This window comes from Roseibium sp. QJM3NY_11, from assembly GCF_056173175.1.
Genome location: NZ_CM149660.1, coordinates 3022405 through 3033767 on the forward strand (window position 1 = coordinate 3022405; position 11363 = coordinate 3033767).

Sequence of the window (11363 nt, forward strand, 5' to 3'; positions counted from 1 at the left end):
TTCTCTTACTGTTCCTGATCAACCTGCGCGCCGGTCGTGGCGGCACGTTCGCCCGCCCTAGGGGTCACTCCGGCACTGCGGTGCCCCTGATCAGGAGCTCGCAGGTAACAAGTGTCGGTGCGGTTCCGGGGCGCACGGTGCCCTGGTGAAGGGCTCCCTCCAGATCGACGCCACGTATGGGAAGCCTGAGCGGCGTGTCGCCGGTTTTTCCCGCGCCGGACCGCACAAGGATTTCCGATATCAGGCCGGTCATCGGGGATGTTTCCCGGAACGCCGCGCCGGCGAGACTACCGAGGCCGAAAACCTCAAAGTCCGGTTCCGCCAGAGCCGCGGCGAGTGCTGTCACACTGTCATGCAGGTCAGCGAACGGCGCGAGGGTGGCGATCAGGGCATTGTGAGGCCTGGTCGAGGCCCGCGGTTCGTCCGGTCTGACCCGAAACAGGGTGAATTCGGTCTCCGGATCCTCCGCGGCTTCGAATTTGGCGCCCTTTATGCCGTAGCCCGTGATCCGCGCGGCCTCGGCCGTTGCCAGCGTTTGCGGCAGCAAGTGGCCGAGATGGCCGGTGCCGCCTTCGTGCCAGCATGCGTGGATATGGGCAAACCATTGGCCGTCCTTCCAGCCGAGGATGGCCACGGCTTCGTCCAGAACGGCGCCGCCGGAGGTTCTCGTGTCGCTGTACCAGGCGGCGTGACGGTCGTCGATGGCCCGGTCCGGCATGACATAATCGAAAGGCGCCAGCGCCAGTCCACCGAGGTCGAGCACCGCGGAGCCGCACCCCTTCTGGTCGGCGAAGCTGCCCAGCGCGTCGATCAGGGGCGCGCCGCCGTCAAGCTCAAGCGAGACCGGGTCCGCGCGGCAGGTCATGCCGGGGCTGCGGTCCGTGGCTGCGGGTCCGGGATGCCGGATGTCCGCGAGGCTGTCCGGGGCAGGCCGTCTCACAGCAGACCCTTCTCGTCCAGATGGTCGCGCACCAGTTTCTTCGTGACCTTGCCATAGGCGCTGGTCGGCATCTGCGCGATGAAGAGATAGCGGGCGGGCAGTTTGTATCGGGCGACACGGTCCTGCAGGAACGCAGTGAGGTGCTGGGGATCCGGAGAGGCGCCATCCGCCGTCACGCATACCGCCAGGCCGACTTCGCCCCATTGCGGGTCTGGAATACCGAGTATGGCCACTTCCGAAATCGCCGGATGGGCGAGCAGGACCTCTTCCACTTCCTTGGGGTAGACGTTGGAACCGCCGGAAATATACATGTCCGACGCCCGGCCGGTCAGATACAGAAACCGCTGCGCGTCCATGTGGCCGATATCGCCCGTGCGGAACCAGCCGTTGCGGAAGGAGGCTGCATTGGCGGCGGCGTCGTCCAGATAACCGGCACAGACAGCCGCGCCGATGACGCAGACCTCCCCGGTCCGGTGTGGCGGCAGGATGGTGCCGGTCTCGTCCTGGATGGAAATCTCGATCCCGGTCCTTTCGGTGCCACAGGTGCCTGTACGCGCCTGCGGGCCGTCTTCCAGACAATGGTCCTGGGGGCGCAGCACCGTGATATTGCCGGTCACTTCGCCAAGACCGTAGTATTGCACCAGAACCTTGCCGAGTTTCTCAAGCGCCTTTTTCTGATCCTCGCGGTACATCGGCGCACCGGCATAGATGACGTAGCGCAGACTGGAATGGTCGAACCGGCCCACCGCCGGGTCCTCGACCAGCCGCTTGACGATGGTCGGGACGGTGAAGAGATTGCTGACCCGGTGTTTCTCGATCAGTTCAAAGGCAACAGCCGGGGAAAAGCCGCCTGCGGGCATCAGCACATGGGCCGCGCCGGTGGGAAGCTGCGCGATCTGGTGCAGACCGGCCCCATGGGACAGGGGAGCGATCACCAGGGAGGCGTCCTCTTCGGTGGTGCCCGGCAACAGGTCGGCCATGTAGTTGACGCAGACAAAGCCGATCTGGCCGTGGCTGAGCACCACGGCCTTGGGCCGTCCGGTCGAGCCCGAGGTGAAAAACAGCCAGCAGGGCGTGGTATAGTCGACAGCGGCGTTCGCGACCGTGCTTCCCGTATGACTGGCGACGAGATCCTCGTAGTCCTGGCCGAAATCGCTCGCACCGATACTGATGCAGCCCGCAAGGTCCGGACAGGCGGTTCCGACTGCGGCTGCCTGCGCGCCAAAGTCGGCGTCGCACAGAAAGACCTTGGCCCGGGCCTTCTCCGCGGCATAGGCGGTTTCGCCGGGAGCCTGCCGGAAATTGCAGGGCACCCAGAGCGCACCGAGCCGGAAGGCGGCGAGCATGATCTCGGTCATCTGATTCGAGTTGCGGGCCTGCACCAGCAGGCTGTCCCCTTTGGACACGCCGAACTCGGTTGCAAGGGCATGCGCGAGTGCGCTGACACGCGTATCGAGGTCCGCCCAGCTCCAGCTGTGCTGATCCTGTATGATGGCCGGTCTGTCGGGCCAGCGGGCCGCATTTTTCGACAGGAATTGCGCCAGGTTGACCACCCGGTTGGAACAGCGCGCCACCATCCGCGTTTATCTCCCGCGTTTGTTTGTTCGTTTGTTGTTGGAGAAACGTTAGGTCGGCGAGGGACGGTTTGACAAGCTGTGTCGCAAGAGCCGGATCATTTCGCTTTCGCTCCAAATCGTGCAGGATGCGCGCCCACGGGTCGAGGGACTTTGCCGAGGTTGATGAATGACTGAAACGATGATCACGGACTGGGACGACGCTTACGCGAATGCAGCGCACATACCCGGTGCGGAAGCGTATATCGAGCGCTGGGCGGAAGATGCCGCCGAATTCCGAAAGTCCTGGATGGAGAAGGATCTCGACATCGTTTACGGGGAGGGCGCCCGTCAGCGATTCGACATGTTCCGTCCCGAGCGGGCTTCGAAAGGCCTCGTCGTCTTCGTCCATGGCGGCTACTGGTTGCGCTTCGACAAGACATTCTGGTCGCATTTTTCCGGTGGAGCGCTCGCCGGAGGCTGGACCACCTGCATGCCGTCCTACGATCTGGCCCCGGCCGTTGGCATTGCCGATATCACCCGTGAAATTGCCGCTGCGATTACGGCAGCCGCCCGACGGGTCGGCGGCCCCATCCGGTTGACGGGGCATTCGGCCGGGGGGCATCTCGTGACGCGCATGATCTGTGAGGACAGCCCCTTGCCGACGGATGTTCTTGAGCGGATCGAGCGGGTGGTATCGATCAGTGGCCTGCATGATTTGCGCCCGCTTCGAAACACCGCAATGAACGCGTCGTTCCGGTTGAGCGAGGAGGAGGCCATGGCCGAGAGCCCGGCCTTGCAGAAACCCGCCACCGACTGTCCCGTGATTGCCTGGGTCGGCGGTGCCGAACGCCCCGAATTTCTGCGGCAGGCCCGTCTGCTGGCGGATGCCTGGCCGACCGCAAGCTATCGTGAGGACCCGGAGCGGCATCATTTTGATGTCATCGACGGGCTGAAGAATTCCGAGAGCACGCTGACAAGCACATTGCTGGCTTCATGAGGCTGAACCATACAGGAGACGACCATGCGTACGGAAAGTGACAGTCTCGGGGAGATCGAGGTTCCCGAGGACAAGTACTGGGGTGCCCAAACGCAGCGGTCCCTGGAGTATTTTTCGATCGGCAACGATCTGATCCCGATGGAGCTCATTCATGCTTACGGGATACTGAAGAAAGCCGCCGCTCTGACAAATCGCGATCTGGGCCTGTTGCAGGAGGATCTGACGGATCTGATCGTGCGGGCAGCGGAAGAGGTGGCGGACGGCCAACTGGATGCGCATTTCCCGCTGCATGTGTGGATGACCGGGAGCGGGACCCAATCCAACATGAACGTCAACGAAGTCATCTCCAACCGGGCCATTGCCCTGGCGGGTGGCGTGTTGGGGACCAAGGATCCGGTCCATCCGAACGATCACGTCAACATGAGCCAGTCGTCGAACGACTCGTTTCCCGCTGCCATGCACATGGCCGCGGCCATTCAGACGACCCACAGGCTGCTGCCGGGGGTGGAAACCCTTCATGAAAGCCTCAAGGCCAAGTCGGATGAATGGGCGGATATCATAAAGATCGGCCGGACCCACATGCAGGATGCGACCCCGCTGACGCTGGGACAGGAATTTTCCGGTTATGCGGAGCTTCTGCATCAGGACATGAACCGGATCAAACATGCGCTGAACGATGTTTACGGGCTCGCGCTGGGCGGGACCGCGGTGGGAACCGGGATCAACGCCCATCCGGATTTCGCCCGCAAATCAGCCGCCTGGATCGCGGAACTGACCGGACTTCCCTTTGTCAGTGCTGCGAACAAGTTCGCCGTGCAGGGAAGTCACGACGCGCTCGTGATGCTCAGCGGGGCCCTGCGCACACTGGCCGTGTCCCTGTTCAAGATCGCCAATGACATCCGACTGCTCTCCTGCGGGCCGCGTTGCGGGTTCTACGAACTCAAGATCCCGTCCAACGAGCCCGGCTCATCGATCATGCCCGGCAAGGTCAATCCGACCCAGTGCGAGGCCCTGGCGATGATCGCGGCCCAGGTGATGGCCAATGACGTTGCCGTCGGGATCGGCGGGGCGAGTGGCTATCTGGAGATGAATGTCTACAAACCGCTCATGATCAACGCGATCCTGCAGTCGGTGCTGATCATGGGAGACGGATGCGGCAACTTCGCCAGGTTCCTAGTCGACGGCATGGAGCCGAACAGAAAAAGGATCCAGGAGTACCTCGATCAGTCCCTGATGCTGGTCACCGCGCTCAGCCCGCTGATCGGGTACGACAAGGCCAGCCACGCAGCCCATCATGCTTTCGAAAGGGACCTGACCCTGAAACAGGCCTGCCTGGAGCTGGGGTATGTCGATGAAGCCGAATTCGACCGGGTGGTGGATCCGTCGAAAATGATCCACCCGTCCCTTTGAGCCCGTCCCTCTGAGAATGGATCTGCTGCTGTTTCATCCGGCTGATATCGTGCGGGCGGCAGCGAGCCGCCCGCTGGTCAATTTCAAAGCAAACCGCGCTGGGCAAGGTTGCGCATCAACTGCCGGATGCCGAAGGTCCATTCCGGGCATTCGGTTGAAAGCTGCACCGTGTTTGTGAGCTGTCCCAGGCCGGCGGATGTGATCGTGACGGTATCGCCGAGTTTGTGAGTGAAACCTTCTCCGGCGACGTCCCTGTCCTGTGTCGGGGCGAACAGGGTTCCCAGGAACAGCATGAGACCGTCCGGATACTGGTGGTGGCGTCCGATTGTCTGCTGAACCAGATCTGCCGGATCCCGGCTGATTTCCTTCATGGACGACTGCCCGTTGAGGACAAATCCGTCCTGTCCCTCCACGGTCAGGTCCAGTTCCGCGCTGCGGACGTCATCGAGCGTGTAGGACGCGTCGAACAGCCGGATCATCGGACCGATCGAGCAGGACGCATTGTTGTCCTTGGCCTTCGACAGGAGCAGGGCCGAGCGCCCTTCGATGTCGCGCAGATTGACGTTGTTGCCCAGTGTTGCCCCGACAATCGATCCGGTCGACGAGACCGTCAGGACGACCTCCGGCTCCGGATTGTTCCAGTTGGAAATCGGATGAAGACCGACCTGCGCGCCATGGCCGACAGACGAGAGCACCTGCGCCTTGGAGAACACTTCGGCGTCCGGACCGATGCCTACCTCGAGATAGGGGCTCCAGAGGCCCTCGGCGATTAGGGTCTGCTTGACCCGCGCCGCGTCTTCGGACCCCGCCTTGATATTCCGCAGACTGTCGCCGATGGCCTGGCCGACACGTACGCGGATCGCTTCGGCTTTTTGCGCGTCTCCTGCGGCGAGTTCCTCGATCACCCGTTCCACCATGGACCCGGCGAAGGTGACGCCGCAGGCCTTGACGGCCTGAAGGTCGCAAGGCGCGAGGAAATGGACTTCCCCGGGATCTCCGGCGGGAGAGGCAGATATCGATTCAAGTGTGCCGACGGACTGTCCGTCGGCGGCCCGGACAAAACCTGCGGGATCTTCCATTTCGCAGATGTCCCGAACGGTCGGGGCCGCCTTTGACGTGATGTCGACAACATGGCCGTTCCGAATGGTCACAACGGCCGGTCCCATGACGTCCGGACGCCAGACGCGACCGAGAAACGTTCCGGTTTCAAGTTCCAAAGCGGAATAAAAGCCCATCTCGGGTCCTGTTTCGGTTGCGGTTGTGCGCGCTGTTGCTCGCGCAGAACACTTCGTTCAGAAAAAGACGCAAGGCTGCGTACCCTGCGGTTCGCGGACCCATGCTGACCCGTTTTCCGAAATCCGCAAGCCCTTGCTTGGGTGAACCGGTTCCTGATCGTGCTAAAACGTCAATGGCCGGGACGGCTGCCGGTCGGTGCCGGACAGTCTGACAGCCGTTACGGTTGGAAAACCGGAAACTGAATTCGACTGCATGAGACCGTGACCTGGAGAAACGCGCGCCGCGTGGACCGATCGCCGTCCTCGTGAGGCAAGTCGTGGCCTCTTGGTCCAGGCTCGCTTCGCGCAGACCCGGCTGGATGGTGTCGACGGACTAGCCGTCGACGGCATAGAGCCGCTGCGCAAGTCTGATCACGCCGGTGTTCTTGAAATGGCGGATACTTGCAGGAGGCACAAGATAGATGACCCCCGCCGCGAGGCCGTTGCGCCACCTGAGCTGAACCTCGGCGACGGTTTTCGGCACAGCGTCGAAAACATAAAATTCATTCGGCAAATCAAGATCTTCGTTCAGCACAAGCCGGATACCCCCTTTGGAGATGTCCCTGATTGTGCAGTCGCAGATGAACTGGTTGTCCAGGCTCGCCAGCTTGGCCGGCCGCAGGCGTGTGCGTTGGCGCGGGTATAGGCGCCGCTGGATCGCCTCGACGAGGGAGCTGCTTTTCGCGTTGAGGAAGGAAAACATGGCGCTGCCTTAACGATCTGGTTTTCTGGGAGCCCTTGGGACAGCCGGCATCGGCGGTTCAAGCGCCTGGTCGGGACGCCGCGCCGGGCGGTAACTCGGGTCTCCGAGGGTCGACGGGCGATGGGTCACGGGCGACCGGCTGTTGCGGCAGGTCCGATAAGCCATGTCATAGAGCCCGCGCCACCCCGCAGGGTCGTTGCCGAGGCTGTCGAGAACGGCGAGTGCGCCGCCTGCCGCAGCACCGCGGCGGGCTCCGCTGCGGCCCCGCCAGGCACCACCGGCGACGGCCCCCTCCATGGCACCGTCGATGATATCGAGATCTGTCGGGTCGCTGGATGTATGGGCATTGGCATAGGCCCTGGCATAACTGTCGCAATCGACAGCCTGGGCGTGGAGCGGTGCCGGCATTGCAAGGACCGACGCCAGCAGAACGGCGCGCGTGAACCGGCCCGCACGGACCGAAGACCCCGGCATCCCGGAAAAGGAGGCGTCTGATACCAGCTCCAGGGGCTGACTTGATGTGGCTGCGTTGAGGGACGGGTTTCGCCTGATCATCCGTTTCTCCCGGTTTCAAGGCCCGCATGGGCGCACGGGAGACAGGCCACCGCGCCGTTAATGCATGCACTCCGAAGATTGCGCGAAGCTTGCGCCGGCTCACCGAAAACGCACGTGCGGGCCAGCCTCGGACAAGCTTGATCTTTTAGGACTTGAGGCAATCCGAGCTTGAAGGAGGTCTCCGATGGAGCCTGTGTTCCTGAACAAACTTGTTTCAAACAGCAATGACTGGCTGTCCGTGCGCCAGGCAACGATCGCGGAAAACATCGCCAATGCAAACACGCCGGGATTCCGCGCCCAGGATCTCGAGCCTTTCACATCGATGATCAGCAAGACGCAACTGGCGATGTCGGCGACCCATGGCAGCCATCTCGGTCAGGCCACCGAGGCCGCGCGCGCCGCCGAAGTGGAAAAGGCGGACAGCTGGTCCGTCAGTCATTCGGGCAACTCCGTCAGCATCGAGCAGGAACTGGTGAAGGCGGGGGAGGTCGCGCGCGATCATTCCCTGAACGCCAGTATCGCGAAGTCCTTCCACCGCATGTATCTCGCAGCCGTGAAATCCTGAGGAAACCGACATGTCCGATCCGCTCTCCGCAACTCTCCAGATTTCCGGTTCCGGCCTGCGGGCGCAATCCGAACGCCTGCGTGTCGTCTCTGAAAACCTGGCCAATGCCCGTTCGACGGGGGAGGCCGCCGGAGATGATCCCTACCGGCGCAAGACCATCACGTTCGAAAGCGAGTTCAACCGCGTTCACCAGGCCAATCTGGTTTCGGTGAAGGGCGTCGGTTCGGACAAGGCGCCTTTCACGGTCGAATACGCTCCCGGTCACCCGGCGGCGGACGTGGACGGCTACGTGAAGATGCCCAACGTCAACACGCTGCTCGAGCTTGCCGACATGCGGGAAACCAACCGCTCCTATGAAGCCAATCTGAAGGTCATGACCCAGGCGCGCGAAATGGTCATGCGCCACATCGACCTGTTGAGGAACTGATCATGATCAATGAAATCTCAGCGCTGACGTCGTCGACGGACGGTGTTCTCAAGACGGCGACCACCAGCCGCTACACCGCGGGGACGCCGGATCTTGGAGGCGCCGGGTCGGTGGCCGACACCAACTTTTCGGAGGCCATGGCGCAAGTGTCCCAGGACGCGATCGACAAGGTCAAACAGGGAGAAGCGACGGCCATTGCCGGCGTCGACGGACAGGCGTCCGTCCAGCAGGTCGTCGAGGCCGTGATGGCCGCGGAATCCACTCTGCAGACCGCCATCGCCATCCGCGACAAGGTGGTCCACGCCTATCAGGAAATCAGCCGCATGTCGATCTGACCCGGTCGTTCGACCGGGGTCCGGAACCTGCGTAACCAATGGAGACGAACCATGAAAGCCCTAGCAATCGCCGCGACCGGCATGAGCGCGCAACAGCTTAATGTTGAAGTGGTCGCCAACAACATCGCCAATATGAACACGACTTCCTTCAAGCGGTCGCAGGCGGAGTTTTCCGATCTTCTCTATCAGGCCGAACGCCTTCAGGGCGTGCCGAACCGCGGCGGCGAGGATCCCGTCCCCGAAGGCGCCCAGCTCGGCCTCGGTGTCCGGGCGGCCGGGATCCGCAAGCTTCACGTCCAGGGGTCGCTGAACAACACCGGCAACCAGTTCGACGTTGCCCTGGACGGCCGCGGTTGGTTCGAAATCACCGGACCGGACGACGAGACGCTCTATTCAAGGGCCGGTTCGTTCAACAAGAACGCCGAGGGGCGCCTGGTGACCATCGATGGCTATGCGGTCGAACCGGCGATCCTCGTGCCGGAAGATACCATCGAAGTGGTCATCAACGAATCCGGCGAGGTCTACGCCAAGGTCGACGGCGAGATCGCACCGCGCGAACTTGGCCAGCTGACGCTCGCCAACTTCGCCAATGACGTCGGTCTGGAACCGGTCGGCGGCAATCTCTTCCGCGAGACCGAGGCCTCCGGCGTGCCTGTTGCCGGGGTGCCGGGCGATCCGGGGTTCGGCGTGGTTCGCCAGGGTTATCTTGAAAGCTCGAATGTCGACCCGGTGAAGGAAATCACCGCATTGATCAATGCCCAGCGCGGCTACGAGATGAATTCCAAAGTCATGAAGGCGGCCGACGAAATGGCCAATACCGTGACCAATGGCATCCGCTAGAACAGGCCCGAGGTCATGCTGATCCGAACCCTTCTTTTCGTCCTTGCCGCTTGCCTGACCGGAACCGGTGCAATCGCGGCAGGCATCGAACTTCCCGTCCCGCGGCAGACCATCGCGCCCGGTACGGAAATTTCCCACCAGCACCTGATCGAACGCAAGTTTCCCGGCCGGACAGCCCAGCAGTTCGCCGTGAGCACCCACCGGGCCCAGCTTGTCGGGATGGTTGCGCGGCGTACCCTGCTGCCCGGTCAGCCCATCCCGGTCAAGTCGGTTGAAAAACCGATGCTGGTCCGGCGCGGCGAGCCCGCCCGGCTGGAGTTCCGCGAACAGGGGCTGGTCATCATCATGCAGGTTGAATCCCTGCAGAACGGCGGCGCCGGCAATTTCGTGCGGGTCCGCAACATCGATAGCGGACTGATTGTGTCCGGACGGGTCCAGGAAGACGGCACGATCCGCGTGGAGAACTGATAGATGACCCGGATACTCATTTTCGTTCTGGTGCTGGTCATGGCCCTTCCGGTCTCCGCACCGGCTTCCGCCATGGTCCGGATCAAGGACATAGCCAGTCTCCAGGGCGTGCGAGACAACCAGCTCGTCGGGTACGGGCTGGTGATCGGCCTCAAGGGGTCCGGCGACACGCTTCGGAACTCGCCGTTCACCGAGCAGTCCCTGCAATCGATGCTGGACAGCCTCGGGGTGAATGTGCGCGACGCAAGGCTGCGCACGCGAAACGTCGCGGCTGTCGTCGTCACCGCTGAAATGCCGTCCTTCATCGGCCAGGGCGCGAGCATCGATGTCTCGGTGTCTTCGCTGGGCGATGCGACGTCGCTCGCCGGTGGAACCCTGGTGGCGACACCGCTGCTCGGGGCGGATGGTCAGATCTACGCCGTCGCTCAAGGGCCGGTGGCCGTATCCGGTTTTGCGGAAGCAGGGCAGGCGGAAAGCCTGACGCAGGGGATTCCGACGGTCGGTCGGGTTCCAAATGGAGGACTGATCGAGCGGGACCTGCCGGCCAGGTTCTCCCAGATACCGGCCCTGGTGCTGGAACTTTCCAACCCGGATTTCAGAACCGCCGTCCGGATCACGGATGCCATCAACCGGTTCTCCAGGGAACGCTACGGCTTGCGTGTGGCTAAGGAACGTGACTACCGGTCCGTGGTTCTGACGCCGCCCAAGGATCTGAGCATTACAAGGTTCATCGCCGAGATCGAAGCCATCCGGGTCAATCCCGACCAGACGGCGAAAGTCGTTATCGACGAACGCACGGGGACCGTGGTGATCGGCAAGGAAGTGCAGATATCCACGGTCGCGATCACCCACGGCAATCTGACCGTCCGGATTTCCGAAGCGCCCGAAGTGTCTCAACCGTCACCGTTCTCACCGAACGGCGAGACCGTTGTCGTGCCGCGGACCTATGTCGATGCCCAGGAGAGTGGCGGTCAGCTGGCTGTGGTCGGCGGTACGGACCTGCCGACACTTGTGCGCGGCCTCAACCGCATCGGACTGCGGCCGACCGGTATCATCGCGATCCTGCAGGCCATCAAGACCGCAGGTGCGCTCCAGGCGGAGCTGGTGGTGCAGTAGGCTGGCTTGAACCGTTGCTGTCCCGGCCTTGAGCCGGGACAGATGGGACCTGGACCTGGCGTGCATGGCTAGGACGAGGCTCCGGGACACGGCCGGGATGGCGCCGAATACGGTGCAATGCCCGTTTCCTCATAAAATCCATCGATTTTCGCAGTTCTCGTCACGTCAGCACGATGC

Annotated in this window: 13 protein-coding genes; 8 read left to right on the forward strand and 5 right to left on the reverse strand. The window is 62.7% G+C overall.

Annotated features, from left to right (window positions below; genetic code table 11):
• Nucleotides 1-64: 64 nt before the first annotated feature.
• Together AC0VX3_RS13985 and AC0VX3_RS13990 are read right to left on the reverse strand one after the other, a co-directional pair.
• Nucleotides 65-940 (reverse strand): PPC domain-containing DNA-binding protein, encoded by an 876-nt coding sequence (locus AC0VX3_RS13985; RefSeq protein ID WP_475521039.1) that lies wholly within the window; start codon nt 938-940, stop codon nt 65-67.
• Nucleotides 937-2517 (reverse strand): acyl-CoA synthetase, encoded by a 1581-nt coding sequence (locus tag AC0VX3_RS13990; protein WP_475521040.1) that lies wholly within the window; start codon nt 2515-2517, stop codon nt 937-939. Before AC0VX3_RS13990 ends, AC0VX3_RS13985 begins: the two co-directional genes overlap by 4 nt.
• Nucleotides 2518-2683: 166 nt before the next feature.
• On the opposite strand from AC0VX3_RS13990, the gene AC0VX3_RS13995 reads away from it, so the two are divergent.
• On the forward strand, nt 2684-3493 hold the full coding sequence (locus AC0VX3_RS13995) for an alpha/beta hydrolase (RefSeq protein WP_475521041.1): 810 nt from the start codon (nt 2684-2686) through the stop codon (nt 3491-3493).
• 24 nt (nt 3494-3517) lie between these two features.
• A complete protein-coding gene (gene fumC, locus AC0VX3_RS14000) occupies nt 3518-4903 on the forward strand; it encodes a class II fumarate hydratase (protein WP_475521042.1) in 1386 nt (461 codons plus the stop codon).
• An 83-nt stretch (nt 4904-4986) separates the two neighbouring features.
• Here the strand turns inward: fumC and AC0VX3_RS14005 are convergent, their stop codons facing one another.
• The 3 genes from AC0VX3_RS14005 to AC0VX3_RS14015 all read right to left on the reverse strand — a co-directional run bounded on the left by AC0VX3_RS14005 (nt 4987) and on the right by AC0VX3_RS14015 (nt 7435).
• Nucleotides 4987-6138 (reverse strand): fumarylacetoacetate hydrolase family protein, encoded by a 1152-nt coding sequence (locus AC0VX3_RS14005; protein ID WP_475521043.1) that lies wholly within the window; start codon nt 6136-6138, stop codon nt 4987-4989.
• A 373-nt stretch (nt 6139-6511) separates the two neighbouring features.
• A complete protein-coding gene (locus tag AC0VX3_RS14010) occupies nt 6512-6880 on the reverse strand; it encodes a PilZ domain-containing protein (protein WP_348146986.1) in 369 nt (122 codons plus the stop codon).
• A gap of 9 nt (nt 6881-6889) precedes the next feature.
• Nucleotides 6890-7435: a hypothetical protein gene (locus AC0VX3_RS14015; RefSeq protein ID WP_475521044.1), complete on the reverse strand. Its 546-nt coding sequence runs from the start codon at nt 7433-7435 to the stop codon at nt 6890-6892.
• A 184-nt stretch (nt 7436-7619) separates the two neighbouring features.
• Here AC0VX3_RS14015 and flgB point away from each other — a divergent pair, with 184 nt between their 5' ends.
• From flgB to flgI, 6 genes are read left to right on the forward strand one after another with little or no spacing between them, the layout of a single operon-like run.
• The gene (flgB, locus tag AC0VX3_RS14020) at nt 7620-8000 is read left to right on the forward strand and encodes a flagellar basal body rod protein FlgB (protein ID WP_348146992.1); all 381 of its coding nucleotides are present in this window, start codon (nt 7620-7622) and stop codon (nt 7998-8000) included.
• A 10-nt stretch (nt 8001-8010) separates the two neighbouring features.
• Entirely contained in the window at nt 8011-8427 is a 417-nt protein-coding gene (flgC, locus tag AC0VX3_RS14025) for a flagellar basal body rod protein FlgC (protein WP_342895051.1), read from the forward strand.
• A gap of 2 nt (nt 8428-8429) precedes the next feature.
• On the forward strand, nt 8430-8762 hold the full coding sequence (gene fliE / locus AC0VX3_RS14030) for a flagellar hook-basal body complex protein FliE (protein WP_342895052.1): 333 nt from the start codon (nt 8430-8432) through the stop codon (nt 8760-8762).
• A gap of 51 nt (nt 8763-8813) precedes the next feature.
• Nucleotides 8814-9602, forward strand: a complete 789-nt coding sequence (flgG, locus tag AC0VX3_RS14035; RefSeq protein ID WP_342895053.1) for a flagellar basal-body rod protein FlgG — start codon at nt 8814-8816, stop codon at nt 9600-9602.
• A gap of 15 nt (nt 9603-9617) precedes the next feature.
• Entirely contained in the window at nt 9618-10070 is a 453-nt protein-coding gene (gene flgA / locus AC0VX3_RS14040; protein ID WP_342895054.1) for a flagellar basal body P-ring formation chaperone FlgA, read from the forward strand.
• 3 nt (nt 10071-10073) lie between these two features.
• Complete coding sequence (flgI, locus tag AC0VX3_RS14045) at nt 10074-11186, forward strand: flagellar basal body P-ring protein FlgI (protein ID WP_348147000.1); 1113 nt, start codon at nt 10074-10076, stop codon at nt 11184-11186.
• The last annotated feature ends 177 nt before the right edge of the window (nt 11187-11363 follow it).

What these genes read in the sequence shown, in the direction of transcription:
- AC0VX3_RS13990 (WP_475521040.1), bottom strand. Translation starts at nt 2,517, where the DNA reads ATGGTGGCGCGCTGTTCCAACCGGGTGGTCAACCTGGCGCAATTCCTG.
- AC0VX3_RS13995 (WP_475521041.1), top strand. Translation starts at nt 2,684, where the DNA reads ATGACTGAAACGATGATCACGGACTGGGACGACGCTTACGCGAATGCA.
- fumC (WP_475521042.1), top strand. Translation starts at nt 3,518, where the DNA reads ATGCGTACGGAAAGTGACAGTCTCGGGGAGATCGAGGTTCCCGAGGAC.
- AC0VX3_RS14005 (WP_475521043.1), bottom strand. Translation starts at nt 6,138, where the DNA reads ATGGGCTTTTATTCCGCTTTGGAACTTGAAACCGGAACGTTTCTCGGT.
- AC0VX3_RS14010 (WP_348146986.1), bottom strand. Translation starts at nt 6,880, where the DNA reads ATGTTTTCCTTCCTCAACGCGAAAAGCAGCTCCCTCGTCGAGGCGATC.
- AC0VX3_RS14015 (WP_475521044.1), bottom strand. Translation starts at nt 7,435, where the DNA reads ATGATCAGGCGAAACCCGTCCCTCAACGCAGCCACATCAAGTCAGCCC.
- flgB (WP_348146992.1), top strand. Translation starts at nt 7,620, where the DNA reads ATGGAGCCTGTGTTCCTGAACAAACTTGTTTCAAACAGCAATGACTGG.
- flgC (WP_342895051.1), top strand. Translation starts at nt 8,011, where the DNA reads ATGTCCGATCCGCTCTCCGCAACTCTCCAGATTTCCGGTTCCGGCCTG.
- fliE (WP_342895052.1), top strand. Translation starts at nt 8,430, where the DNA reads ATGATCAATGAAATCTCAGCGCTGACGTCGTCGACGGACGGTGTTCTC.
- flgG (WP_342895053.1), top strand. Translation starts at nt 8,814, where the DNA reads ATGAAAGCCCTAGCAATCGCCGCGACCGGCATGAGCGCGCAACAGCTT.
- flgA (WP_342895054.1), top strand. Translation starts at nt 9,618, where the DNA reads ATGCTGATCCGAACCCTTCTTTTCGTCCTTGCCGCTTGCCTGACCGGA.
- flgI (WP_348147000.1), top strand. Translation starts at nt 10,074, where the DNA reads ATGACCCGGATACTCATTTTCGTTCTGGTGCTGGTCATGGCCCTTCCG.